Origin of the sequence: Rheinheimera lutimaris (assembly GCF_013283795.1) — a bacterium.
GTDB classification, from domain to species: Bacteria; Pseudomonadota; Gammaproteobacteria; order Enterobacterales; family Alteromonadaceae; genus Alishewanella; species Alishewanella lutimaris.
Genome location: NZ_JABSOD010000030.1, coordinates 1 through 23973, shown reverse-complemented (window position 1 = coordinate 23973; position 23973 = coordinate 1). Strand labels below are relative to the sequence as shown.

General features: G+C 52.5%; 26 protein-coding genes. 15 read left to right on the top strand and 11 right to left on the bottom strand.

From position 1 onward, the window contains the following. Positions 1 to 13: 13 nt before the first annotated feature. Together HRH59_RS18115 and HRH59_RS18110 are read right to left on the bottom strand one after the other, a co-directional pair. Positions 14 to 784, bottom strand: coding sequence for an EAL domain-containing protein (locus HRH59_RS18115; protein WP_173502684.1), 771 nt, complete (start codon positions 782 to 784; stop codon positions 14 to 16). Between the two features lie 84 nt (positions 785 to 868). Further along, on the bottom strand, positions 869 to 1510 hold the full coding sequence (locus HRH59_RS18110; protein WP_173502683.1) for a class II aldolase/adducin family protein: 642 nt from the start codon (positions 1508 to 1510) through the stop codon (positions 869 to 871). A 157-nt stretch (positions 1511 to 1667) separates the two neighbouring features. On the opposite strand from HRH59_RS18110, the gene ubiD reads away from it, so the two are divergent. From ubiD to HRH59_RS18090, 4 genes are all read left to right on the top strand, one after another. Continuing rightward, positions 1668 to 3158 carry a 4-hydroxy-3-polyprenylbenzoate decarboxylase gene (ubiD, locus tag HRH59_RS18105; protein ID WP_173502682.1) on the top strand — a complete coding sequence of 497 codons (1491 nt, stop codon included), beginning with the start codon at positions 1668 to 1670 and terminating at the stop codon, positions 3156 to 3158. After that, positions 3155 to 3433, top strand: coding sequence for a 2Fe-2S iron-sulfur cluster-binding protein (locus HRH59_RS18100; protein WP_173502681.1), 279 nt, complete (start codon positions 3155 to 3157; stop codon positions 3431 to 3433). Before ubiD ends, HRH59_RS18100 begins: the two co-directional genes overlap by 4 nt. A gap of 26 nt (positions 3434 to 3459) precedes the next feature. Next, the gene (fre, locus tag HRH59_RS18095) at positions 3460 to 4167 is read left to right on the top strand and encodes an NAD(P)H-flavin reductase (protein WP_173502680.1); all 708 of its coding nucleotides are present in this window, start codon (positions 3460 to 3462) and stop codon (positions 4165 to 4167) included. Positions 4168 to 4230: 63 nt separating this feature from the next. Further along, complete coding sequence (locus tag HRH59_RS18090; RefSeq protein WP_173502679.1) at positions 4231 to 4641, top strand: acyl-CoA thioesterase; 411 nt, start codon at positions 4231 to 4233, stop codon at positions 4639 to 4641. Here HRH59_RS18090 and HRH59_RS18085 read toward each other — a convergent pair whose 3' ends face one another. The 8 genes from HRH59_RS18085 to cyaY all read right to left on the bottom strand — a co-directional run bounded on the left by HRH59_RS18085 (position 4642) and on the right by cyaY (position 10863). Further along, entirely contained in the window at positions 4642 to 5382 is a 741-nt protein-coding gene (locus HRH59_RS18085; RefSeq protein ID WP_173502678.1) for a hypothetical protein, read from the bottom strand. A 67-nt stretch (positions 5383 to 5449) separates the two neighbouring features. Beyond that, positions 5450 to 5965 carry a DNA-deoxyinosine glycosylase gene (locus HRH59_RS18080; RefSeq protein WP_231702562.1) on the bottom strand — a complete coding sequence of 172 codons (516 nt, stop codon included), beginning with the start codon at positions 5963 to 5965 and terminating at the stop codon, positions 5450 to 5452. Beyond that, entirely contained in the window at positions 5958 to 7037 is a 1080-nt protein-coding gene (locus HRH59_RS18075; RefSeq protein WP_173502677.1) for a heme biosynthesis HemY N-terminal domain-containing protein, read from the bottom strand. Before HRH59_RS18075 ends, HRH59_RS18080 begins: the two co-directional genes overlap by 8 nt. Then, a complete protein-coding gene (locus HRH59_RS18070; protein ID WP_173502676.1) occupies positions 7034 to 8152 on the bottom strand; it encodes a uroporphyrinogen-III C-methyltransferase in 1119 nt (372 codons plus the stop codon). Before HRH59_RS18070 ends, HRH59_RS18075 begins: the two co-directional genes overlap by 4 nt. Then, complete coding sequence (locus tag HRH59_RS18065; RefSeq protein ID WP_173502675.1) at positions 8149 to 8913, bottom strand: uroporphyrinogen-III synthase; 765 nt, start codon at positions 8911 to 8913, stop codon at positions 8149 to 8151. The genes HRH59_RS18070 and HRH59_RS18065 overlap by 4 nt, the downstream gene beginning before the upstream one ends. Continuing rightward, positions 8910 to 9839 (bottom strand): hydroxymethylbilane synthase, encoded by a 930-nt coding sequence (hemC, locus tag HRH59_RS18060; protein ID WP_173502674.1) that lies wholly within the window; start codon positions 9837 to 9839, stop codon positions 8910 to 8912. Before hemC ends, HRH59_RS18065 begins: the two co-directional genes overlap by 4 nt. A gap of 1 nt (position 9840) precedes the next feature. Continuing rightward, positions 9841 to 10521 (bottom strand): alpha/beta hydrolase, encoded by a 681-nt coding sequence (locus tag HRH59_RS18055; protein ID WP_173502673.1) that lies wholly within the window; start codon positions 10519 to 10521, stop codon positions 9841 to 9843. Between the two features lie 24 nt (positions 10522 to 10545). Next, positions 10546 to 10863 carry an iron donor protein CyaY gene (gene cyaY, locus HRH59_RS18050; protein ID WP_173502672.1) on the bottom strand — a complete coding sequence of 106 codons (318 nt, stop codon included), beginning with the start codon at positions 10861 to 10863 and terminating at the stop codon, positions 10546 to 10548. A gap of 71 nt (positions 10864 to 10934) precedes the next feature. Here cyaY and lptM point away from each other — a divergent pair, with 71 nt between their 5' ends. From lptM to xerC, 5 genes are read left to right on the top strand one after another with little or no spacing between them, the layout of a single operon-like run. Further along, positions 10935 to 11123 (top strand): LPS translocon maturation chaperone LptM, encoded by a 189-nt coding sequence (gene lptM, locus HRH59_RS18045; RefSeq protein ID WP_173502671.1) that lies wholly within the window; start codon positions 10935 to 10937, stop codon positions 11121 to 11123. Beyond that, the gene (lysA, locus tag HRH59_RS18040; protein ID WP_173502670.1) at positions 11110 to 12366 is read left to right on the top strand and encodes a diaminopimelate decarboxylase; all 1257 of its coding nucleotides are present in this window, start codon (positions 11110 to 11112) and stop codon (positions 12364 to 12366) included. Before lptM ends, lysA begins: the two co-directional genes overlap by 14 nt. Positions 12367 to 12378: 12 nt before the next feature. Continuing rightward, the gene (dapF, locus tag HRH59_RS18035) at positions 12379 to 13209 is read left to right on the top strand and encodes a diaminopimelate epimerase (RefSeq protein ID WP_173502669.1); all 831 of its coding nucleotides are present in this window, start codon (positions 12379 to 12381) and stop codon (positions 13207 to 13209) included. Next, the gene (locus HRH59_RS18030) at positions 13206 to 13862 is read left to right on the top strand and encodes a DUF484 family protein (protein ID WP_173502668.1); all 657 of its coding nucleotides are present in this window, start codon (positions 13206 to 13208) and stop codon (positions 13860 to 13862) included. The genes dapF and HRH59_RS18030 overlap by 4 nt, the downstream gene beginning before the upstream one ends. After that, positions 13849 to 14787 (top strand): tyrosine recombinase XerC, encoded by a 939-nt coding sequence (gene xerC, locus HRH59_RS18025; RefSeq protein WP_173502667.1) that lies wholly within the window; start codon positions 13849 to 13851, stop codon positions 14785 to 14787. The genes HRH59_RS18030 and xerC overlap by 14 nt, the downstream gene beginning before the upstream one ends. A 195-nt stretch (positions 14788 to 14982) precedes the next feature. Here xerC and HRH59_RS18020 read toward each other — a convergent pair whose 3' ends face one another. Beyond that, positions 14983 to 15429 carry a DoxX family protein gene (locus tag HRH59_RS18020; protein ID WP_173502666.1) on the bottom strand — a complete coding sequence of 149 codons (447 nt, stop codon included), beginning with the start codon at positions 15427 to 15429 and terminating at the stop codon, positions 14983 to 14985. 160 nt (positions 15430 to 15589) lie between these two features. On the opposite strand from HRH59_RS18020, the gene HRH59_RS18015 reads away from it, so the two are divergent. The 6 genes from HRH59_RS18015 (at position 15590) to HRH59_RS17990 (ending at position 23722) form a co-directional block, all read left to right on the top strand. Next, on the top strand, positions 15590 to 16507 hold the full coding sequence (locus HRH59_RS18015) for a LysR family transcriptional regulator (RefSeq protein ID WP_173502665.1): 918 nt from the start codon (positions 15590 to 15592) through the stop codon (positions 16505 to 16507). A gap of 2 nt (positions 16508 to 16509) precedes the next feature. Beyond that, entirely contained in the window at positions 16510 to 17208 is a 699-nt protein-coding gene (locus HRH59_RS18010) for an HAD-IA family hydrolase (RefSeq protein WP_173502664.1), read from the top strand. 20 nt (positions 17209 to 17228) lie between these two features. Continuing rightward, a complete protein-coding gene (locus HRH59_RS18005; RefSeq protein WP_173502663.1) occupies positions 17229 to 18455 on the top strand; it encodes a multidrug effflux MFS transporter in 1227 nt (408 codons plus the stop codon). Positions 18456 to 18561: 106 nt separating this feature from the next. Further along, a complete protein-coding gene (uvrD, locus tag HRH59_RS18000; RefSeq protein WP_173502662.1) occupies positions 18562 to 20733 on the top strand; it encodes a DNA helicase II in 2172 nt (723 codons plus the stop codon). After that, positions 20734 to 22809: a tRNA(Met) cytidine acetyltransferase TmcA gene (locus HRH59_RS17995; protein WP_173502661.1), complete on the top strand. Its 2076-nt coding sequence runs from the start codon at positions 20734 to 20736 to the stop codon at positions 22807 to 22809. Positions 22810 to 22909: 100 nt separating this feature from the next. After that, positions 22910 to 23722 carry a hypothetical protein gene (locus HRH59_RS17990; protein ID WP_173502660.1) on the top strand — a complete coding sequence of 271 codons (813 nt, stop codon included), beginning with the start codon at positions 22910 to 22912 and terminating at the stop codon, positions 23720 to 23722. The last annotated feature ends 251 nt before the right edge of the window (positions 23723 to 23973 follow it).

Here is a 23973-nt window from a genome sequence, read left to right as displayed (position 1 = left end):
GCAAGGCGCCTTTTTAATTCAGATTACTGATTTGTGATATATCGACCAGGTGTTCCAACTTTGGTTTGGCAAAGTAATAGCCCTGAAAATAACGAATACCGGCCGCACAGAGATAATCCAGTTCGCCTTTCGTTTCCACGCCTTCCGCCAACACCCTGGTGCCCTGCAATTCACACTGTGCAATGGTTTTTTCGACGATACATTGCTTGGCAGCATTTTGCTCAATATTGCGGATCAGCTGCATATCTAACTTTAAAATGTCGGGTTTCAGCTCTATCAGCCAGTCCAGGGTGGCAAAGCCGGAGCCGTAATCATCAATGGCAGTATAAAACCCCCGCTTGGCGTAACTGCGAAAAATACGGTTTAAATGCGCTTTATCCGGAATTTGCTCGCCTTCAGTTACCTCGAACACCAGCTTACGTAAATCAAAACCATATAAATCTGCCGCTTCAATGGTGGCCTTAATGCAGGTTTCCGGGTTGTATACCGCATTGGGTAAAAAGTTAATACTCAGCAAGGTATTGCAGCCCAGCCTGGCCGCTGTTTCTATCGCCTTTACCCGGCAGGCCTGGTCAAAATAATATTTATTGCTGTCATTGATATGCTCAAACACCCAGCCCGCGCTCTGGCCCTCCGGCCCGCGCACCAGCGCTTCGTAGGCAACTATCGTTTTGCTTTGCCAATCAATAATCGGCTGAAACGCCATACGAATTTGAAACCCCAGCGATTGGCCACTTAAACAGTCACTGCAGGTTTGTTGTTTAATACTGGCTGGAAATTGCATAAATCATCATTGATATCAAGACACTGGTGTTATGACTTTAGCGGGCAAAGTGCCGGGTTGCCAGCACTATACTGCAGTTTTGCGTTAGTTTGGCACAGCATCGCGTTTGAGTGCAGCAGCATAAACACTGATCAGCCGCTGTGCTGCCTGGTCTGCCGAGCTGCCGAAGGCCATTACGCCATCTTCATGCCCAGCCATGGTAAAAATGCCTTGTTGCAGTACCTTAGTAGCACGAAACAGCCGCGCCACCTCCTGCGCCATGGCTACCGTGCCGTAAGGCACCTCAGCGCGGGTTTGCGCCAACCCTAAAGCGTCGGCAAGTTGCCAGATCTGCGGGCAATGGGCATGAATAACAAAGTTGATAGCGCCGCTTAGCTGATACAGCTGGCCATGAGTCATAGCTTCAGATGAGGGTTTGGTTTCACCTACGGCGACGATGCGGTTTTGCTCCGGCTGGCACAGTGTTACCAGGGCGTAATCGGCGGCACGCATTTGCACAATACCGCCGGTTTGCGTGCCGCTGATAATAAACCGGTTATCCGCACTAAAGCGCTGGCTGATATTACCAAAGCCGTAGTTATCGTAGCGTTGTGGTGTTTGGCCCAACATACCCAGCTGCAACATAATGCTGCGCCAGCTGTTAATCTCAGCCACATCAGCAGCGCTTAGCGCCGGCTGTGGGCTGAAATCCAGTTGAAATTTTATGACCCCTTCCTGCTCTGTCATCGTATAAGCCGCTTTATTAAATAGTAAACATAGAAAACACCGACCTATTATAGAGTGCGATACGCGCCTGCCCCAGCCGCTTAGCAGGCCAAAACTGGTAAGGGCGGCACAGAGCTGTATAATAGCCGGCATTAATTGACAGGGCCTGATGGCGAGCATGAAATATAAAGACTTACGCGATTTTATTGCCCAGCTGGAACAGCGCGGCGAGCTGGTGCGGGTTGCCGCTGAAGTAGACCCGGTACTGGAAATAACCGAAATAGCCGACCGCACTTTGCGAGCCGCCGGCCCGGCGCTGTTGTTTGAAAACGTCAAAGGCCACAGCATGCCAATACTTGCCAACCTGTTTGGCACGCCGCAGCGGGTGGCGCTGGGTATGGGGCGGGAAGATGTAAGCGCACTGCGTGAAGTGGGCAAACTGCTGGCATTTTTAAAAGAGCCCGAACCACCAAAAGGCTTGAAAGATGCCTTTAGTAAGCTACCGCTGTTTAAACAAGTACTGAATATGTCACCGAAACAGGTGAAAAAGGCACCCTGTCAGGACATTGTGCTCAGCGGCGATGATGTTGATTTAACCCGGCTACCCATTATGACCTGCTGGCCCGGCGATGCCGCACCGCTGATCACCTGGGGCTTAACCGTTACCAAAGGCCCGCATAAAGAGCGGCAGAATTTGGGCATTTACCGCCAGCAACTGCTGGGCAAAAACAAATTGATTATGCGCTGGCTGTCGCACCGCGGCGGCGCGCTGGATTTTTATGAGTTTCAAAAGGCCAATCCGGGGCAAAACTACCCGGTATCTGTCGCCTTAGGTGCCGACCCGGCCACTATTTTAGGCGCGGTAACGCCGGTGCCGGATACCTTATCCGAATATGGCTTTGCCGGCTTATTGCGGGGCGATAATACCGAAGTAGTAAAGTGCATCAGCAATGATTTGCAAGTGCCGGCCAGCAGCGAAATTGTGCTGGAAGGCTATATTGCACCGGGCGAAATGGCGCCGGAAGGCCCGTACGGCGACCACACCGGTTATTACAACGAAGTAGACAACTTCCCGGTGTTTACTGTTACCCACATTACCATGCGTAAAGATCCGATCTACCACAGCACCTACACCGGCCGGCCGCCGGATGAACCGGCGATACTGGGCGTAGCCTTAAATGAAGTCTTTGTGCCGATACTGCAAAAGCAATTTCCGGAAATTACCGACTTTTACCTGCCGCCGGAAGGTTGCTCGTACCGCTTAGCTGTAGTAACCATGAAAAAGCAGTATCCCGGCCACGCCAAGCGCGTGATGATGGGCGTATGGTCGTTTTTACGCCAGTTTATGTACACTAAATTTGTTATTGTTTGTGATGACGACGTTAATGCCCGCGACTGGCAGGACGTAATTTGGGCTATTACCACCCGAATGGACCCGGCGCGCGATACCACCTTAATTGAAAATACGCCGATAGATTATCTGGATTTTGCCTCGCCGGTATCCGGCTTAGGCTCAAAAATGGGTATGGACGCCACTAACAAGTGGCCAGGCGAAACCACACGTGAATGGGGCGAACCTATAGTGATGGACGACGCCGTTAAACAGCGGGTTGACGCTATCTGGGACAGCCTTGGTATCCCGTTGCCGGCGAAGGATAGCCTGCGGTGAGTTATCTGGTGACCATAGCCCCGGCGCAACTGAGCTTTGCTGTGCAGGAAGGTGAAACCATCCTGGAGGCTGCGCTGCGCAGCGGTATTGATTTCCCCAACCGCTGCCGCCAGGGCGTTTGCACCAGCTGTGTTTGCAAGCTAAAAAGCGGCGAGGTGCGCTATAACGAGCCGCAGCCACTAACCGAACTGGACAAACAACAGCAGTTTACCTACTGTTGTTTAGCCTACCCCAATACTGATCTGGTGTTACACCATCCTTTTATCCGAAGCTAAGCGCTAAGGTTATCGCGAAGAGCATTATGACAACTATTTCCTGTACCGTAGATTTAATTGAAGCCCTTACCCCAACCGTAAACCGCGTACTGTTAACGCCGGCACAACCGGTGAGTTTCAGCAGTGGCCAGTATTTGCAGCTATGCCTGAGCGACAGCGACAAAAGGCCGTTTTCTATTGCCAGTATGCCGGGCCAGCGCCAGCTTGAGCTGCATATCGGCGGCAGTGTGGCCGACCAATATGCCAGCCAGGCTTTGGCACACCTGCTACAACAACACCAATTGCAACAACCGGTGCAGGCAGAGATTGGCTTAGGCAATGCACAATGGCGTGCCGACAGCGAACGACCGCTGATTTTACTGGCCGGCGGTACCGGTTTTTCCTACGTGTACAGCATTGCGCAAACTATTGCCGCCGCCAATCTGGACCGGCCGGTTTTTGTGTATTGGGGCGTGCGCGAGCAAGCTGCGCTGTACCACAACAGCGTCATGCAACAGTGGGCAGCACAAAACAGCAAATACCGTTTTATTCCGGTAGTACAACAGCCGGATGACAGCTGGCAGGGCCGCAGCGGTATGGTGCATGAAGCGGTGCTGGAAGACTTTGTCTCGCTGGAAGCTTACGATATCTACGTCGCCGGCCCCTTTGCCATGGCTGGCGTGGTGCGTAATGCCTTTATCGAACAAGGCGCGCACCGCGAGCATATGTTCGCCGATGCCTTTGCTTATATCTAAACTGGTTTGGCCACTTTTTCTATGCCACAATCGGTGCACCGGAACAAAGCACAGAGCACGAACATGAGCCACAAAACCTTAATTAAAGTACGCGGTTACCATTTAGATATTTATCAGCATGTAAATAACGCCCGTTACCTGGAGTTTCTTGAAGAAGCGCGTTGGGGCTATCTGGAGGACAGCGGTGATATCGACTGGTTTGCCAAACATGGCCTGGCGTGGGTGATTGTTAATATCAATATTAACTACCGTGTTGCCGCTACCATGGGCGATCAGTTGGAAGTATTTACCCGCTTTAGCAAAGTAGGCGGCAAAAGTGCGGTGGTTACGCAAGAAGTGCGTATTGCCGGCAAAGATGCTATAGCCGCCGATGCGCAGGTCACCTTTGTCTGTCTGGATCAGAAAACCGGTAAAGCCGTGGCCATTGAAGGTGAGCTGAAAGCCCGCTTAGAACAGCATATTACGGAAGCGTAATCAGCGCTTACTGTGTTTTTCCAGCGCCTGTTTTAGCAGGTCGCTGGTTTTTGCTTCATCACCACATGGCACCATCCGTGCTGCCATCAGGCCGTCAAAACCATCTTTAGTTGGATCAGCGATGCGGCAACCGCCCTTAATACGTATAAGCTGTTTGCCATCATCCAATTGCGCTACAACCTGCAGTGCCGGATCGCGGCTTAGTTGTTGATGGCGCTTTTCTACCGTTATTTTGGGCTGTTGCTGCGTTTGTAAAAACTGCTGATAAGCGGCCTGGGCGGCTTGTTCAATCGCGACAGGGTCGGCAGTTGCCGCGCGGTTAAATTCCCGCAGCGCCAGGCTCTGCCGCGGTGTTGTTATAGTGTGTTCTGTATCTTCAGCACTCAGTTTATCTGGCCTGTCAGGCGATACCGTTGCAGCACTCTGCTGCTGGCTGACCGGCCTTTTCTCTGCTTTTACGGCAGGCTGTGCCACTTTAGCTGCTGCGGACTTAATCACTTCTGGCGTTACGATATTTTCTCTGGCGGGCTGCTGTATTTCGGCCGGTGCCGGCCTTGGTGGCTGATATAAATACGACACTATCGGCTCAGATACTGCCGGCTCAGATACCGGCTTGGCCAACGGCGTAAATTCAGTTTGCAGCAACGCCGCCAGCAGCACTGCATGCAGCAGTAATGCCAGCAAAACCGGACGGCCATAAGCTCGGCTCAACGCTGTGAATGTGCTGCGAATATCAGACAAAAATAGCTATCCCTGCATTTGCTGTGATGACGTCAGCATCAGACCAGCGGGACAACAATAAATTCCGCTAAAAGCTGACTATAAAAGGCATAAGCTGGCGCCACTGTTGCAGTTTTTCGTTAAAACCAAGCGCAGCATGCGCAGGGCTGGTAGAGGGTAAGCTAAGCAATTGCAGTTGCGGTGGCACTATGCGCTGCGGCAATACATGGCGCTTAAAGCTTTGCAGGGCTTTGGCACCGTTAAAGCCTATAGCCAGCAACTGAGGTTGTGCGGCAAAGAAAGCAGCGAAATCATTTACCTGTTCATCGCGAATCGCACTGTCCAGGCTGCCGGCCCGGCGGCAACTGCCGATCACATCCCACAAGGCGACGCCGGCACTGGTCAACGCCTGCACTTTTGCGTCGTAGGGTAAGGCCGCAGAGAAACCAGCCAGCTCTGCCATAACCGGCCAGAACAAGTTTCGTGGATGAGCATAATATTGCTGCTGCGTTAGCGAAGCAGCACCCGGCATACTGCCAAGCACCAGCACGCGGGCGCCTGGCTGGCTTAACGGCGCCAGCCCTGTTAACAGATGTTCAGCCAAGCTTTGGTTCGTATTGCTGTGCTTTTTGCAACGCCAGTGCCGCCTGCTCCGGCTCGCCTTCCTGCTCAGCCAGGTACGCCAATAAGGCATAAACATAGCCATTACTGCTGTGCTCACGCAGCCAGCTTTGTGCTTGTTTGCGCAATTTTAACACTGATTTACCCAGCGGAATTTGGCGTAGAAAAGTCAGCGTCAAGGGTAACTCTTCTAACTGCAGGTTGCTCAGCAGCAGCTTTTCTGCCGCCTCACTCTGACCATTTTGTGCCTGCGCCCAGGCAAGGCCAATATTGGCCGCTGTAGATTTACGCTCTTTGCCCGGCAGGTTTTGCCAGTAAGCGGCGGCTTCGTCAAAACGCTGTTGCTGGCTAAGCTGGCTAATTGCGGCCGGGTAGATATTAAAACGTTGTCGGCGCCACTGCTCTTTATCAAACCACTGCTGTTTTAATGCGGCCGGCACCATTTGCAACAGTTGCTGCCATTGACCGGCTTGCTGCAAAGCATATAAATACAATTGGCCGAGGCCTTTGTCTGCGGTATCCGCATTAACGGTTTCACCTAACAGCGCGCAGGCCTGTGCCGCCTGGCCCTGCTGTAATAACAAATCTGCTTGCACAAAACTGCTGCTGTCGTTGCCGGCAGGTAAGGCTGCAACATGACGGTTAGCCTGATCGGTGTTGCCGGCATAAAACGCCGCATAGGCCGCCAGTAAGTGTTTTTCGCTGTGCATAAAATCGTCGGCAGCGGCTTTGGCTAAATGCTGGCTGGCTAACTGCCATTGCTGCTTGGCATAGGCCTGCAACCCCAGCTCAAAAGCTTGCTGTGCTTTGCGTTGCCGGCGCCAACGCAAAAAATTAAATGATACATGCTGCAAACGCAGTAATTTGCGCAGCAGCACGCTGATTAACCACAACGCCACGGCGGACAGTAGCAGCACCACCACCAGCCCCAGCGCTGTCAGCTCAAATACACGCCCGGCCAAAATCACTTTGATATAACCCGGGTTATTCACCAACGCAGGCCCCAGTAGCATGGCTGTGGCCAACACCAACACTAACAGCAGCCAACGGATCATAAGCTGCTCTCCGTCAGTTGTTGTTGGTACTGCTGCAGCTGCGCCAGTGCCGTTAACGGCGACGCTGTGGCTACGGCAACATCGACCGCAGCCAACGCGGCCAGCTCGCTGCTGAGTTTTAACACCCCGGCATCGTCACTGTTAAAATAGCGCTGCAGCTGATCCGCCGCTTGTTGCAAGGCTGCCGCATAAACCTGTGGCTGGTGTTGCATCGCGGCCAACTCGGCCAACAACAATTGCTGGTTTAAACTTACCCGCAGCATCAGTTGCTGTTCAGTGGTTAAACTAAAATAGTCTTCCGGTACTGCAGTGCGCACACGAATTAACTTACTCCAGCTTTGTTGCCAGTAATAACTTAAGGTTGCGCGCCAGTTACTCAGCTCAGTGCCCGGGGCTGCTGCCACTTGCTCCGTTTGTTGCTGCTGTTTCAGTGGCAACGTCATGCTGAGCTGACGCATTTGCTGCAACTGAATATGTACGCGACTTAAATCAGGCTGGTGAAAGCGCTCCAACTGTTCCAGGTCTGTGGCAATAGCCTGACGCACCGGCAGTAATGACGGGTCGTCTAACTTAAGCAGCTTTTCATCGGCGTTGGTCAGCAAAGCCCGCGCTGTCGCGAAATCTTGTTCCAACCAGACTTTTTGCGCTGCCAGTTGCAGTAAGTACTCAATTTCGGCCAACAGCCAATGCCGTGGCGGCGCACTGTCACGCTCCTGCACCAGTTGCCGCAATGCCTGAATTTGTGCCTGGTTTTGCGCAGCCAGCTGTTGCTGTTGCTGCTGCAGGTTTTGCTCCAGCTGCGCTAAACGCTGTTGTTGCTGTGTTTGCAATTGCTGCTGCAACAGTTTGCTGCTGTCCAGTTGCTGGCTGCTTTGTTCGGTTAAACGCTGCTGGTTTTGCTGCAAAATTTCAGTTTGCTGTTGCAGACTTTGCCATTGCGGCCACAACCAATAACCGCCGGCGCCTGCTGCAGCGCCCAGTGCCAGCACCAGTAGCAAACTTAAACCACCACTAAAGCTGCCGCCCCTGCGCGGTGCCGGTTCAGCATCAATTTTTTGTTTTAATTGCTGTAACGGCGCGTCCATTTCGTTGGCACGCTCTAAGCTGTCGCTCATTGATATTTCCTCTTAAGCTGGCTGATTGCAGCCAGTAATGCGCTATCGTTGGCATTGTCGGCAAGGGTGATACGCTCTGCCGCTATCCCCAGCGCAACGGCGCTATCCTGCATGCGCGGGCTAACCAAAATCCAATCGCACTGTTGCAGCCAATGGTGATGGGCACTACTTACCAGGCTGAACAATTGTTGTAAAATTTCATTGCTGGTGGCCACAATACAACGAATACCGGCCAGCTGCCACTGCTGGCACAGCAAAGCGCCGTCCAGCGGCAATGGCAAGCGTTTGTAACTTTGTACATAACGTACCGAAGCCCCGCGCGCCACCAGGTTTTGTTTAATTAACTCGCGTCCGGCATTACCGCGTACCACCACTATTTGCTTGCCGGCTACCTGTTGCAGTTGCGGCAGTTGCAGCAAGCCTTCACTGCGTTGATCAACCGGTACGGCCACATCCCGCGCCAGCCAACGCTGCAACGCCGAAGCCGTGGTTTGCCCCACGGCAAACAGCGGTGCCTGTAACAGCGCCGCATCACATTGGCTTTGCAGGCTGTTTACTGCGCTGACACTGACAAATATCAACATATCGGCCTGTTGTAACAGCTGCTGGTCCTGCGCTTTTAAACTCACCTGGGCTGTAGTGATCAGCGGCTGATACAAATAAGCAATGCCGCTTTCATCCAGCGTAGCCAGCAGGTTATCTGCCTTACCGGCCGGCCGGGTAATTAAAAACGGGATACTGTGCGCCGTTTGCTCTGTCATGGCTCCGCCTGATAGACCGCCTGTAAAATCCGGCCTGCGCCCTGTGCCAGTAGATGCTCTGCCAGCGCGGTGCCCAGCTGTTCGGCCTCTGCTACCGGGCCGCGCAACTCGTGGCGGATAATTTCGCTGCCATCTACTGCACCAACTAAACCGCGCAGCCAAAGGCTATCACCACTGATTTCAGCATAGGCGCCGATGGGCACCTGACAACCGCCCTGTAATTTGCGGTTCATCGCCCGCTCGGCCAGCACGCAACTGCGGGTAACGCTATGCTCCAGCGGTGCCAGCAATTGCTGTACCGCGATATCATCACTGCGACATTCGATGCCTACTGCGCCCTGACCGTTGGCAGGCAAGCTAAGTGCTACCGGCAACAGGCTGGCAATACGTGCTTCAAAGCCCAAACGGATAAGACCGGCAGCCGCGAGAATAATAGCGGCGTATTCGCCGTTATCTAACCTGGCCAGCCGCGTATTCACGTTACCGCGTAAATCACGCACGCTAAGATCCGGCCGCAGCGCTTTTAACTGACACTGCCGGCGCAAGCTGGAGGTACCCACTACCGCACCCTGCGGCAGTTCAGCTAAAGATTTAAACTGATTCGAGACAAAGGCATCCTGCGGATTTTCCCGCGGGCAAATGGTATGCAGCATCAGGCCCGGCGGAAACTCTACCGGCACATCTTTCATGCTGTGCACAGCGATATCGGCACGGCCGTCCAGCATGGCTTGTTCCAGCTCTTTAACAAACAGGCCTTTGCCACCAATTTTAGCCAGCGGTGTATCAAGAATTTTATCGCCCTGGGTCGACATGGGTACCAGCTCAACGTTCAGCTGCGGATGATGGCGCAGCAGTTCAGCTTTTACGTACTCAGCCTGCCAAAGCGCCAGCGCACTTTTGCGCGTTGCAATACGGATTAAGTTCATCTTAGTTGGTTACCTGAGTCAGTAAACGCCGCTGAATAAAGCTGCTGATATCCGCCACCTCCTGCGCACAAACACTGTGCTGCATGCGGTAGTCGTGCCAGCTAACGTTAAAACCGGCATTTTTCAGTGTATGAAACGCCTGCTGACCGGCCGCCATCGGTACCACCGGATCCTGGCTACCGTGCGCTACCAACACCGGCGTCGCTTTATTAACCGTGTTACTTTCGTCTTTCAGTTTGTCCGGCGCGCACATGTAGGTAGACAACGCCATTACGCCGGCCAGCTTATACGGCAAGCGCGGCAGTAAATGCAGCGCTATCACACCACCCTGGCTGAAACCGGCCAGAATAATGCGTTCGCTGCTGATGCCATCGCTAATCAGCTTATCCAGCAACTGTTGCACTGCCGCTGCAGACTCCCGCACCCCGGTTTCATCAGCACGGTTGGTTAAATCCATGGTTTTAATATCGTACCAGGCGCGCATCCGCATGCCGCCGTTTACCGTTACCGGCCGCTCGGGGGCATGCGGGAATAAAAACCGCACACCGGCGTCTGCCGGCAAGCGCAGCTCAGGTACGATAGGCGCAAAACCATGGCCGGAATCGCCCAGGCCGTGCAACCACACCACCGCAGCGCGGGGCTCGCCCTGCGCCTTAACATCAACAAAAGGAAGTAACGCCATTACAGATCCCAAAAACAACTGCGCCTAAGGCGCCAGATTAAGTGGTTTGCCCGCCTGTTTGGCCGCGGCGTCGTTCAGCAATTGCCAAAACTCAACGCCACTGCGGTTATCTATCCATTTGTCGCCGCGTAACTCAAAATGGTGGCCGTTAAATTTGGTTGCCAGCCACAATTGCTGCAGCGGTGGCTGTTTATTAAGAATAATCTTGCTGCCATCGGCAAAGCTGATACTGAGTAAGCTGCCGTGAGACTCATAATCCAGGTCGGCATCGGCATTTTCAACTGCCAGTTCTACCGCCAACATCACGCTGTCGGTTAATTCTTCATATTCCAGGTCATTCATCTGCTTCACCTGTTTGCTTTTATCGCTAAGGATGCGATTATAGACCGCAACCACCATAAAAAAATAACATCATGCACGCTTTTACAACCAAAGGTCCGCTGTTAACTGTCGCCGCTGTCATTTTGCTGTGCAGCTTACTGAGTGCGTGTGGTCAAAAAGGCCCGCTCACCTTACCACAACCGGCACCGGAAGTGGCAGAACCACAGCAAAACAACGCTAGTCCAACCCAACCATCGGATGAACAACGTGGACCATTTTAATTACCAGCACAACCGTCTGTTTGCAGAACAACAACCGCTTAGCGATATTGCCGGCCAATTTGGCACGCCCTGCTATGTATACTCACGCGCTACCATTGCCCGCCATTATACTGCCTTTGCCGATGCCGCTGCGGCACATCCGCACAGTTTGGTGTGCTATGCGGTAAAAGCTAACAGCAATCTGGCCATTTTAAACCTGCTGGCCAAACTGGGCAGTGGCTTTGACATTGTATCCGGCGGAGAGTTGCGTCGGGTTATTGCTGCCGGTGGCGATGCCAAAAAGGTCGTATTTTCCGGCGTGGCTAAAACTGCCGACGACATGCGCTTTGCGCTGCAGCTGGGCATTAAATGCTTTAATGTCGAATCGATTGCCGAGCTGGAGCGCTTGCAGCAAGTCGCCGCCAGCATGAATATCAAGGCACCGGTGTCTATACGGGTAAATCCGGATATCGATGCCAAAACCCATCCGTATATTTCTACCGGCTTAAAAGCGAATAAGTTTGGTATTGATATTTTGCAGGCGCGCGAAATTTATCGGCTGGCAGCCAGCTACAGTCACCTGGACGTGGTAGGTGTAGATTGCCATATCGGCTCGCAACTGACTGAAACCCAGCCATTTTTGGATGCACTGGAAAAACTGCTTAAGCTGATTGATCAACTGGCGGCTGACGGCATCAAGCTGAGCCATATTGATATCGGCGGTGGCCTTGGCGTTACCTATGATAAAGAAACGCCGCCCTCGCCGGCCGATTACATCAGTAAAGTAGTACAGCGGTTACAAAGTTACCCGCAGCTGGAGCTGATTATGGAACCCGGCCGCGCCATTATGGCCAATGCCGGTGTATTGCTGACCAAAGTCGAGTTTTTAAAACCCGGCCAGGAGAAAAACTTCGCCATTGTTGATGCTGCCATGAACGACTTAATCCGTCCTGCCCTGTACAGCGCCTGGCAAGCGATAGTGCCGGTAGAGATTAACAGCAGCGCCAGCCCTGCCGTATACGACATTGTCGGCCCGGTATGCGAAACCGGCGACTTTCTCGGTAAAGACCGCGAACTGGCCATCGCTCAGGGCGATTTACTGGCGGTGCGCTCAGCCGGCGCCTATGGTTTCACTATGAGTTCAAACTACAACAGCCGCCCGCGCGCTGCCGAAATATTGGTAGACGGCGATAAAGTGCATTTAATCCGCCAGCGCGAGCAATGGCAGGATTTATGGCGTGGTGAACAGGTTGTCACCGAATAATTAAGGGCGCTGATGTTGTTACATTTTTCCAAAATGCATGGCCTGGGCAACGATTTTATGTTGGTCGATGCGGTAAGCCAAAATGTGTTCTTAACCAAAGAGCAGATCAAAGCTTTGGCCAACCGCAATACCGGTATCGGCTTTGATCAACTGTTGATGGTAGAGCCGCCCTACGATCCAGAGCTGGATTTTCATTACCGCATTTTTAATGCCGACGGCTCAGAAGTAGAACAATGCGGCAATGGTGCACGCTGCTTTGCCAAGTTTGTCCGCGCCCGCGGCTTAACCAATAAGCATAAAATTGGTGTCAGCACCAAATCCGGTAAAATTACCCTGTACGTTGAAGCTGACGGCCAGGTCACGGTGAATATGGGGGTGCCGCAACTGGACCCGGCGCGGGTGCCGTTTAAAGCACAGAAACAGGAAATTACTTATATTCTGCGCGCCGAAGAGCACACTATACTCTGCGGAGTGGTATCGATGGGCAACCCGCATGCGGTGGTGGAGGTAGACGACCTCGACAACGCGCCGGTGCAGGTACAGGGCCCGCTGTTTGAGCTACACGAACGTTTTCCCGAGCGCGCCAATATTGGCTTTATGCAGGTGTTAAACCCGGGCCATATTAAATTACGGGTATGGGAGCGCGGTGCCGGCGAAACCCAAGCCTGCGGCACCGGTGCTTGCGCTGCGGTGGTGGTAGGCCAGTTACAGAAGAAATTACAACAGCAGGTACGGGTAGACTTACCCGGTGGCAGCCTGCATATTCGCTGGAATGGCCCGGGCCAACCGCTGAAAATGACCGGCCCGGCAGAACATGTTTACGACGGACAAATATTGCTATGAATGATAGCCTGAGCAAGGACAAAGACCTGTTGGCCGCCCATGTGGTGTACGACTATTTGCAGGACCATCCGGAATTTTTCCAACAATACCCGCAGTTGCTGGCAAACCTGCGCTTGCCGCACCAGCAGCGCGGCAGTGTGTCGCTGGTAGAGCGCCAGTTAGAACTGCAACGCAGCAAAATTCAGGCGCTGGAAGATGATATTACGCGTTTAATGTCGCTAGCGCGGCAAAACGAGCTGATTTTTTTGGCGTTTAATCAGTTACAAGCGGGTTTATATCAGGCCAAAAGCCTGGCCGACGCGGAACAGAGCTTGCAGCAGTTTACTGCCGCCATGCCACAAGTCAGCGAATGCCGTTTGATCCGTTTAACCGACGAGCAAACTGCGGCGCAGTATCAGTTACTGCTGTCGCGCCGTTTAAATGCCGAAGGTGTTTATCTGGGCCGGCTGAACAAAGAAGAGCAACAAAGCATCTTCGCCAGCCATATTCACTCTGTGGCATTGCTGTTGGTCCAAAATGCTGACCAACCACTGGCGCTGCTGGCGTTTGGCAGCGAGTTGGATGACCACTTTCAACCGGCAATGGACAAGTTGTTTATCGGCCATCTGGCGATAATTCTGGCCCAGTTGCTACCGGCTTATGACGCTGCCTGACACCCCGTTATCGTCGCTGTGGCAACAGCCACTGCTGGCGTTTTTGCACTACCTGCAGTTTGAACGAGGCTACAGCAGCAAAACCCTCGATAGTTATCAGCGCCAGCTGCAACAGTTGGCGTTAAGCATTGCTGATGCCGACAGCCACTGGCTTAACCTTACAGAAGAGCAATTAAAACAGCATATTATCGGCCTGCGCCGCAGCGGTGCCAAACCGCGCACTATAGCGTTAAAAGTGGCAGCGCTGCGCAGCTTTTACCGCTATTTGCAGGCGCAGGGCCAACGCACTGATAACCCGGCGCTGTATTTATCAGTACCCAAGGCGGCGCGTAGTCTGCCAAAAAACCTTAATGTTGATCAGCTAAACCACCTACTGAGTTTCGACAGCAAGGACGATATTCTTGCCTGTCGCGATAAAGCTATGCTGGAGCTGTTTTACTCGTCCGGTTTGCGACTGGAAGAGCTGGTTAATGCCGATCTACGCGATATCGACTGGCAACAACAATTGCTGCGCGTAACCGGTAAGGGCAGTAAACAGCGCATAGTGCCGGTAGGTAAAATTGCGCTGCAAGCACTGCAGGAATGGTTAAAGCAGCGGCCGGCTTTTACAGCAAAGCTGCCGGAGGAAGACACCAACGCCTTGTTTATCAGCAAACAACATAAACGCATCAGCACACGCCATGTGCGCGAACGGGTGCAACTGTGGGCGAAGCAACAGGGCCTAAACCAGCATGTACACCCGCATATGCTGCGCCACTCGTTCGCCAGTCATATGCTGGAATCCAGCCAGGATTTACGCGCTGTGCAGGAACTGTTAGGCCACGCCAACCTCAGCACCACCCAAGTGTATACTCACCTCGATTTCGCCCATCTGGCCAAGGTATACGATAATGCCCACCCGAGGGCAAAAAAAAGATCTGGCTGATTTAAAAAGATATTTTGTAGGGGAATCGGTTTGCTCTAAACCAACCGTTGAAGGCATGGATGCCTGAATCGAGCCTACAGGGACGTATTTACGGCGTGTTGGTGTGGGCAAACCGGTTCCACTTAAACACCAATACAAATGCTGTATAGCAAGACGCCCGGTTTAACCGGGCGTCTTATTGTAATTCACTTAAGCTTAGCTAAAACGTTTGGCCAGTACATTATCCAGTGAGGCTTTACCGGCGCCGCTAAACAGCAACGACACACTGGCGGCTAACAGGGCTAAACCGAATTCGTAACCGTTGTTACTCATAAACAAGCCGTTGGGCAGATGTACTGCCACTATCGCCACTACCATGGCAATACTTAGTGCCAGTGCCGCCGGGCGGGTTAACAGGCCCAGCACCAGAGCGATACCGCCGAAAAACTCTGCCGCGCCGGCTAAAAACGCCATCACGATACCCGGTGATAAACCTATACTGTCCATCCAGCCGCCGGTGCCTTCCAGACCGTAGCCACCAAACCAGCCAAACAGTTTTTGTGCGCCATGCGCAGCAAAAATAATACCTACCGGTACCCGCAGTGCCAAAGCCGCAATACCGGCGTTAGAGCTTAAAATTTTCTGTACGATTGAAGTTGCCATATTATCACCTGTCAAAATTGTTTAAAGTTAAGTTTACTGCCGCTCGACAGCACACTTTGCGTCGATAAGCTAACTATAGCCGGATAATTTTTGCGGCAACAGCACAATGTTTTGACTACACTATTCAAAATATTTGAATTTAACTGATAATGAGCCTGCGATGCATAACGTACTGAGTTTAGATGCTTTACGCGCACTGGATGCCATAGACCGCAAGGGCAGCTTTGCCGCCGCGGCGGAAGCGCTGTACAAGGTGCCGTCGGCACTGAGTTACACCATTGCCAAACTGGAGTCAGATTTGGGCGTCGCGCTGTTTGACCGCAGCAAACAACGGGCGCAGTTAACGCCGGCCGGGCAGCTACTGCTGGAACAAGGCCGTACTTTGCTGCATGCAGCTAACCAGCTGCAAAATGCGGTAAAGCAGTTGGATACCGGCTGGGAAACACAGCTGGTAATCGCCAAAGACAGCATTATTCCTAATGCACCATTGCTGGATGTGATTGGCCGGTTTTTACAGTTGGGCAAAATTACTCAGGTGTTGGTAAAAGAGGAGGTGATGGCCGGTGGCTGGGAAGCGCTGCAAACCGGGCGGGCGGATATAGCAGTAGGCGTATCCGGTGATTTACCCAAAGGCCAGTTTAACCTGTTGCCGTTAGGTGAGGCAGAATTTGTCTTTGCGGTGGCACCGCATCACCAGTTGGCAGCGTTAGACCGTATTGTCGGCATTGAAGATGTGCAGCAGTTTGCAGCTATTATTGTCGCAGACTCTGCGCTCGACGCACCCAAGCGCTCATCCGGCTTGTTCGATACCCGCCAGCGGGTCATTGTCAGTAATATGCAGGCCAAGATAGATGCACAAAAACAAGGCCTGGGCATCGGCTTTGTGCCACGCCATCTGATAACGGACGAGCTGGCACGCGGTGAACTGATAGCCAAAGCCTGCAGTATACCCAGAGATAAAGTACCGGTTTATCTGGCCTGGCATAAGCACAGCCAGGGCCAGGCGCTGGCTTGGTTCAGTCAACAGCTGACGGTGCTACAGTGGCAACAGGTACTGCAACCAGCAACGTGGTCATAAATATGCAATTATTTAAAGCGCTTCAGCCGGTGAGCGTACTGTCGTTCGATTTGGACGACACCCTGTACGATAACAAGCCGGTAATTGCTGCCGCCGAACAGGCAATGCTGAATGCTCTGGCACAGCATGCGCCGGCGACTAAAAATCTGGACAGCGAATACTGGTGGCAACAGCGGCTACTGCTGGCTAAAACTACTCCGGGTATTCGCCATGATATCGGCCGCTGGCGTTTGCTGAGTATTGAAGCAGGCCTGGTGTCGCTGGGGTTGGCACAAAGCGAAGCCGCTGACATTGCTGGGCTGGCTTACGCAGCCTTTTTAACTGCCCGCACCCGTATCAGCCTGGCGCCGGAAATAACACAGTTGCTGACCGCGCTGGCGCAGCGCTATAAACTGATTGCCATTACCAACGGCAATGCCTGCATTGATAAAATGGGTATTGGTAGTTTGTTCGAATTCAGCCTGCAGGCCGGGCCCGATGGCCGGATGAAACCTTATGCTGATTTATTTATTAGCGCCGCCGCGCGCTTACAGGTAACGCCCGCACAAATACTGCATATTGGCGACAGCCATCGCGCTGATGTGATGGGCGCGCTAAACGCCGGTTGTCAGGCCGCCTGGCTGGATCACTATCAAAGCGCTGTAACGGTTTTGCCGCATATTCGCCTTACCGACGTGTCGCAATTATCTGCGCTGTTATGATTTAACAAGGAACACAGTGAATGTCTGATTACACTACCCATGCGCCGCAGTCGCGCATTTCCACCGGTGAATTTACCTTACTGGTGGCGCTGATGATGTCTATTGTTGCCATCTCTATTGATGCCCTGTTACCGGCTTTGGATGCTATTCGTGCTGATATTGTAATGAGTCATCCGAATCAGGCGCAGTTGGTCGTCAGTGCGTTGTTTTTGGGTATGGCGCTGGGCCAGCTGATTTGCGGCCCCTTGTCAGACGCTACCGGCCGCAAGAAAGTGTTAAACGGCGGTATAGCACTGTTTTTAGTAGGTACCGTGGTTTGCTATTTCGCTAATGACATCAGCACCTTGCTATTCGGGCGTTTTATTCAGGGCTTAGGCGTGGCGGGGCCTTATGTGTCGGCTATTTCTATAGTACGGGATAAATATTCCGGCAATGATATGGCGCGCATTATGTCATTGGTGATGATGATTTTTGTTATGGTACCGGCGTTAGCGCCCAGCCTGGGCCAGGCCGTATTATGGGTTGGCTCATGGCGTGATATTTTTCTGCTGTATGTCGGTTATGCGCTGTTAATCGTAGTGTGGATTTTTTGCCGGCTGGAAGAAACCCTGCCCAAACCGCATCGTATCCCGATGAGTAAAAAAGGCTTTAGCGAGGGCTTTAAAGAAGTTATCAGTAATGTACCCACTGTATGCTACATGGTTTGTATGGGATTGTTTTTTGGCAGCTTTATTGGTTATCTGAATTCAGCACAACAGATTTTTCAGGATTTGTTTAAAACAGGCGAGCTGTTCACGTTGTACTTTGGCTTACTGGCCATTGTGTTTGGCGCGGCGTCATTGGTGAATTCACGCCTGGTACAAAAATGGGGCATGCAGCATTTATCCGACAGCGCTGTAGTGGGCATTATTGTCAGCTCAGCAGTATTTTTAGTGCTGCATTTAGCTATTGAAGTCCAGCTGTGGATGTTTTTAAGCTACGCTGCGGTGCTGTTTTTTTGCTTTGGTCTGGTGTTTGGCAATATCAACGCCATGGCGATGGAGCCTATGGGCCATGTCGCCGGCATCGCTGCCGCTATTATCGGTGCGACATCGTCCATTATGTCGATGTGCATAGGCACCGTCATCGGCCAAATGTACAACGGTACCCTTATTCCGGTGACAGCAGGTTTCTTTATCTTCAGCTGTATCAGTATGGCCATTTTAACTTTTGCTAAAGCCTATAAAGCAAAGCAGCTGCCGGAGTAACAGCATACCGATGCGGTGATTAACTGGTTATATATCCACTAACTACGCTTGGCCTGCACATCAGGGCTGCTATAATGGCGGCCATTATGCTTAGCGAGACTCTCTGATGGATGTATCTTACCTGCTGGACGGGCTGAACGATAAACAACGCGATGCGGTAGCGGCATCACCGCAGCACATGCTGGTGCTGGCCGGTGCCGGCAGTGGTAAAACCCGCGTACTGGTGCATCGCTTAGCCTGGCTAATGCAGGTAGAACGGGTAGCGCCCTTCAGTTTACTGGCGGTAACCTTTACCAATAAAGCCTCGCAGGAAATGCGCAGCCGCATTGAAAGCACCATTGGTGTTAGCTTAAACAACCTGTGGATGGGCACCTTTCATGGTTTGTCGCACCGTATGCTGCGCGCGCATTATCAGGAAGCCGGCTTGCCGCAGGGCTTTCAGATCATCGACAGTGATGATCAGTACCGGCTGGTTAAGCGGGTATTAAAGGCGCTGAATCTGGATGAAAAACACTGGCCGCCCAAGCAGATACAGTGGTTTATTAATGCCCGTAAAGACGACGGCCTGCGCCCGGGCATGATAGACGCCGGCGGTGATTTCAGCCTGCAGCAGATGGTAAAAATTTACGCCGCCTATCAGGACATGTGCGACCGCGCCGGTTTGGTCGATTTTGCCGAAATACTGTTGCGCAGTTTTGAGCTGCTAAAGCAGAACAGCGAAGTACGCGGCCACTATCAGCAACGTTTCCGCCATATCCTGGTAGACGAGTTTCAGGATACTAATGCTATTCAGTACAACTGGCTACGCTTACTGGCTGGCAGCAGTGCCAAGGTAATGATAGTCGGTGATGATGATCAATCTATTTACGGTTGGCGCGGTGCCCGGGTAGAAAATATCCAAACCTTTTTAAAAGATTTCCCCGATGTAGACACTGTGCGGCTGGAGCAAAACTACCGCTCTACTGAAACCATCTTAAAAGCCGCCAATGCGGTAATTGCCAACAATACCGACCGGCTGGGTAAAGATTTATGGACCGACGGCGCCCAGGGTGAAGTGATATCACAGTACACCGCCTTCAACGAGCTGGACGAAGCGCGCTTTATTGTCGGCCGCATCCGCGACTGGCACAAGCAGGGCGATCGTTTAAGCGAAGCCGCCATTTTATACCGCAACAACGCCCAATCGCGGGTACTGGAAGAAGCGTTAATTCAGGAAGGTTTACACTACCGCATCTACGGTGGCCTGCGCTTCTATGAACGCCAGGAAATTAAAGATGCGCTGGCCTACCTGCGCTTGCTGAATAACCGCCAGGATGATGCGGCGCTGGAGCGCATTATTAACACCCCGGTGCGCGGCATTGGCGATACTACCTTAAACAAAGTGCGCGAATATGCCCGCGCTCAACAGCAAACGCTGTGGCAAAGCCTGCAGCAGATGCTGGCACAAAAACAACTGACCGGCCGCGCTGCCTCTGCCATTGATAACTTTATGCAGTTAATAGAACAGTTGCATAGCCAGGTAACAGAGTTACCACTGCATGAGCAAGCCGAACATGCTATTAAGCAGTCCGGTTTATATGCTATGTATCAGGCAGAAAAAGGCGAGAAAGCCGAAACACGGATAGAAAACTTAAACGAGCTGATCACCGCCTGCCAGAATTTTGATGAACGCCGCGCCGAGGATATGACACCGTTGGCGGCCTTCTTATCGCAAGCAGCACTGGAAGCCGGTGAATATCAGGCTGAAGAACACTCAGATGCGGTGCAGTTGATGACGTTGCACAGCGCCAAGGGGCTGGAGTTTCCGCTGGTGTTTATCTGCGGCCTGGAAGAAGGCATGTTTCCCAGCCAGCAAAGCGGCGACGACCCGACAAGGTTAGAGGAAGAGCGTCGATTGTGCTATGTCGGCATGACGCGGGCAATGAAAAAGCTGTATCTAACCCACGCCGAAAGCCGTCGTTTGTATGGCCAGGAGCAATACCATAAGCCGTCACGCTTTATCCGTGAAATTCCGGCGGAATATGTAGAAGAAATTCGCCTCACCACTCAGGTTAGCCGGCCCACGCAGTTTAACCGCTTTGGCAGCGCCGCCTCGCATGTCGCCTTTGAAAATACCGGCTTTAAGCTGGGCCAGCGGGTGTTACATGATAAGTTCGGCGAAGGCACTGTGCTTAACTATGAAGGCACAGGCAGTCAATCACGCATTCAGGTTAATTTCGACGACCTGGGCAGCAAATGGCTGGTAACAGCTTATGCCCGGCTGCAGGCGGTTGGCTAAATGCCGGTAACTGCGCTGCTGGCTCAGTTACAACAGTGGCAACAACAGGCCGCCCGGTTGCATATCCGCTTGCCGGTGATCTGGCAGGGCAAAGAGGATGCCCTGCTGTCGCATACTACAGCACTGCTTAGCAAGGTTGGCTATGACAAGCTGTACTGGCTTGGTGCCGGAGCGCCTGCCGATGCCGTTAACTTAACCGGCAAGCAAAATTATCAGCTGCTGGGCAGTGAGTGCGATGTTTTAGTGATCAATGCGTTCAGCGGCTTTAACGTCGATCTGGTGGCAGCTTCTGCCGGCTGCGTTAAAGCCGGTGGTATCTGGTTATTGCTCTGTCCGCCCTTCGCAAAGTGGCAACAGCAGGCTAATCCGGCGCACAAAAACCTGTTGCCTTATCCTGTTGATGCCGCTGAACATCAGGGCCATTTTGTCGCTTTTTGGCTGCAGCAGCTGACACAACAAAACGCCGTGGTTATTGAAGGCGGGCAGATTAGCCGTCAGCTTAGCTGGCCAGCTGCTGCGCCGCTAACCTTTGTTGCTGCACCTTATATCAGCGCTGAGCAGCAAACGGCTGTTGAGAGCATCTTGCATGTGGTCAGTGGCCACCGCCGCCGGCCATTGGTAATAACTGCCGACCGCGGCCGCGGTAAGTCTGCTGCGCTGGGTATTGCAGCCTCTCAGTTAGCCAGTTCGGGAAAGCAGATAATCATTACCGCACCGTCGCCGCAAGCAGCACAAACCGCCTTGCAGCATTTTCAGCAATTAACAGACGCCGCGCAGCATCAGCTATTGCAGTTTGTACCTTTTGATCAACTGCTGTGCAGCAACAACAGCGTCGATTTATTGCTGGTAGACGAAGCGGCCGCGATACCAACGCCGGTGTTACAGCAGCTGTTAGCCCGTTTCAGCCGTATAGTGTTTGCCACTACCGAACATGGCTATGAAGGTACCGGCCGTGGTTTTCAGCTAAGGTTCCAGCAGCATTTAACGACGCAGTGCCCCGGCTGGAAAAAGCTGCAATTACAACAACCGGTGCGTTACCAGGCCGCAGATCCGCTGGAGCAGCTAATCTTTGCCGGTTTTTTGCTGCAACAGCCGGTTGACGAGCCAACTTACACTGGCAATGCAGCGCAAAATGTCGGCCACTACAAAGCCGCAGACTGGCTGAGCACACCACTAAAGCTGCAACAGGTGTTTCACCTGCTAAGCCAGGCCCATTATCAAACGCAAGTAAAAGATCTGGCTGCGTTGCTGGATAACCCTATGCAGCAAGTGATAACCCTGGAGCAGCACGACCAGGTACTGGCTTGTGCCTTAATCAGCATTGAAGGAGCGCTGTCACCCGAGCTGGCAACAGCGGTGTACCATGGCGAGCGCCGTGTACAGGGCCACTTATTGGCGCAAAGTCTGGCATTTCATCTTGCTGAGCCGCAGTTGGCAAGCTTAGCGCTGTGGCGGGTAATGCGTATCAGCGTACATCCGGCGTTACAACGGCAGCAACTGGGTAATCAGTTACTGCGTTATATCAAACAAGCCGCACAGCAGGCCGGCGTCGCTTATCTGGGAACCAGCTTCGGCGCTACAGCCGGCTTATTACAATTTTGGCAGCAAGCCGGTTATACGCCGGTACGCTTAGGCAGTAGCAGTGACAAAGCCAGCGCCGAATACTCCATACTGATGCTGCAAGCGGTTACCGCCCCGGTTGAGATTTGCCAACGCCTGCAACAGAGTTTCAGCGCCGCCTTATACAGCAATCTGCCATTACTGTATCCACAGTTAAGCGCCGAATTGGCCATAGCGCTGGCAACACCGCCGCAGCTGCCGGCGCTCAGTACTGCAGAGCTGGAGCAATTAAAGTTGTTTAGCGAAGGTAAGCGGCCGTTCGCGCTGGTCAGTCATCTGCTGTTAAGCTGGTTTAACTTACATTATCAGCGGTTACCGGCCGAACTGAGTCAACTGCTTTGCGCACTGTTATGGCAAGGTCGCAGTTGGCCGCAGTTGTTACAACAGAGCGGGTTGAACAGTAAACAAAGTTGTATCGATGCCATAGCGACACAGCTGGCAGCAAACGGGCTCTAACTGCAACTGACCGCGCCTTTAACTGTTCACACCAGTATTCACTTTCCTTTTTTGTTCAGTCAGGCTAAGGTGCCGGCAATATTTTCCGGATGCAATTTATATGTTAACTGTTCTCCCGCTTCTTAGCGTACTTTCAGCCGTGCCGGCTCTGGCCAACAGCTATTCAACATCGGAAAAGCGCACCCTGCAATCGGCCATCAGCAGTGCTTTGCATTCCGCAGAGGTGAGTAAGTATTACCTGCAATGTAAGGAGCTTCCGGCTGAAGGCGAGCCGTCAGTATCAGTGACAGATAAGCAACATCATCGCCTGCAAACTTTGCTGCAAGAAAAGGTACATAGTAATGATGTAGAAAAACTGCTGCAGGCAGATGCAAAATTAACCCACAACGTCAGACGAGGCATTACTGAGCCAAAAGATTGCAGTGACAGTAAAGCCTACCTTGCACTGCTGGATAATTACGAGCTGGCATTGTTCTCATTAGAGATTGCCATGCCGCTATCTAAGCCGATAGCAAATGCCGCAACAACAAGAAGCCGCCAGGCATCAGCACAACGCAATGAATTAAATCAACTGATTGCACGCAGTAATAGTATTGCTCTGGTCAGTGTCAGTGACAAACAACTGCTAAGCCCGGTGCAACAAGCCAATTTTTTGCATCCGGATTACCAGGGCCGTTACATCTTTAAAGTTGAACAAGGTTGGAATAACAGCCTGCCGAACTACATGGGCATGCATATCTTTGTTGCTGAAGCTGAATTAAGTAAAACGGCAAAGCAATGGTTGGTTTTTTTGGATAAAAATAACCACTTTATTAAAGCCATCGCGTTGGACAATGCAGACTCTTATTTGGCAGCCTTGCAAGATCCGCACTGGCGCTTTGATGTGCACGGTAACCTGCACCGCAATAAGTAATTGCTTCGACCAAGCCAGCCCGCTATATGCGGGCTTTTTATTGGCAGTGCTGGCCATCCAGCGGTGGAGTACTGGCGGTGAACTACATTGCTCACCCTGTCCATGGGGTTCGCCGCTTCGCGGCCAGCTGAAGCTGTCCCAGTTCGTTCCGGACGAACTGGTCGCATAGCTTTTCGCTCGCTCGGGCAGGTTCACCACCAGCGCGACACAAGCAAAAAAGCCCGCCTCTTTCGAGACGGGCTTGTTTACTA

What these genes read in the sequence shown, in the direction of transcription:
- HRH59_RS18115 (WP_173502684.1), bottom strand. Translation starts at nt 784, where the DNA reads ATGCAATTTCCAGCCAGTATTAAACAACAAACCTGCAGTGACTGTTTA.
- HRH59_RS18110 (WP_173502683.1), bottom strand. Translation starts at nt 1,510, where the DNA reads ATGACAGAGCAGGAAGGGGTCATAAAATTTCAACTGGATTTCAGCCCA.
- ubiD (WP_173502682.1), top strand. Translation starts at nt 1,668, where the DNA reads ATGAAATATAAAGACTTACGCGATTTTATTGCCCAGCTGGAACAGCGC.
- fre (WP_173502680.1), top strand. Translation starts at nt 3,460, where the DNA reads ATGACAACTATTTCCTGTACCGTAGATTTAATTGAAGCCCTTACCCCA.
- HRH59_RS18090 (WP_173502679.1), top strand. Translation starts at nt 4,231, where the DNA reads ATGAGCCACAAAACCTTAATTAAAGTACGCGGTTACCATTTAGATATT.
- HRH59_RS18075 (WP_173502677.1), bottom strand. Translation starts at nt 7,037, where the DNA reads ATGATCCGTTGGCTGCTGTTAGTGTTGGTGTTGGCCACAGCCATGCTA.
- HRH59_RS18070 (WP_173502676.1), bottom strand. Translation starts at nt 8,152, where the DNA reads ATGAGCGACAGCTTAGAGCGTGCCAACGAAATGGACGCGCCGTTACAG.
- HRH59_RS18065 (WP_173502675.1), bottom strand. Translation starts at nt 8,913, where the DNA reads ATGACAGAGCAAACGGCGCACAGTATCCCGTTTTTAATTACCCGGCCG.
- hemC (WP_173502674.1), bottom strand. Translation starts at nt 9,839, where the DNA reads ATGAACTTAATCCGTATTGCAACGCGCAAAAGTGCGCTGGCGCTTTGG.
- HRH59_RS18055 (WP_173502673.1), bottom strand. Translation starts at nt 10,521, where the DNA reads ATGGCGTTACTTCCTTTTGTTGATGTTAAGGCGCAGGGCGAGCCCCGC.
- cyaY (WP_173502672.1), bottom strand. Translation starts at nt 10,863, where the DNA reads ATGAATGACCTGGAATATGAAGAATTAACCGACAGCGTGATGTTGGCG.
- lptM (WP_173502671.1), top strand. Translation starts at nt 10,935, where the DNA reads ATGCACGCTTTTACAACCAAAGGTCCGCTGTTAACTGTCGCCGCTGTC.
- dapF (WP_173502669.1), top strand. Translation starts at nt 12,379, where the DNA reads ATGTTGTTACATTTTTCCAAAATGCATGGCCTGGGCAACGATTTTATG.
- HRH59_RS18030 (WP_173502668.1), top strand. Translation starts at nt 13,206, where the DNA reads ATGAATGATAGCCTGAGCAAGGACAAAGACCTGTTGGCCGCCCATGTG.
- xerC (WP_173502667.1), top strand. Translation starts at nt 13,849, where the DNA reads ATGACGCTGCCTGACACCCCGTTATCGTCGCTGTGGCAACAGCCACTG.
- HRH59_RS18020 (WP_173502666.1), bottom strand. Translation starts at nt 15,429, where the DNA reads ATGGCAACTTCAATCGTACAGAAAATTTTAAGCTCTAACGCCGGTATT.
- HRH59_RS18015 (WP_173502665.1), top strand. Translation starts at nt 15,590, where the DNA reads ATGCATAACGTACTGAGTTTAGATGCTTTACGCGCACTGGATGCCATA.
- HRH59_RS18010 (WP_173502664.1), top strand. Translation starts at nt 16,510, where the DNA reads ATGCAATTATTTAAAGCGCTTCAGCCGGTGAGCGTACTGTCGTTCGAT.
- HRH59_RS18005 (WP_173502663.1), top strand. Translation starts at nt 17,229, where the DNA reads ATGTCTGATTACACTACCCATGCGCCGCAGTCGCGCATTTCCACCGGT.
- uvrD (WP_173502662.1), top strand. Translation starts at nt 18,562, where the DNA reads ATGGATGTATCTTACCTGCTGGACGGGCTGAACGATAAACAACGCGAT.
- HRH59_RS17995 (WP_173502661.1), top strand. Translation starts at nt 20,734, where the DNA reads ATGCCGGTAACTGCGCTGCTGGCTCAGTTACAACAGTGGCAACAACAG.
- HRH59_RS17990 (WP_173502660.1), top strand. Translation starts at nt 22,910, where the DNA reads ATGTTAACTGTTCTCCCGCTTCTTAGCGTACTTTCAGCCGTGCCGGCT.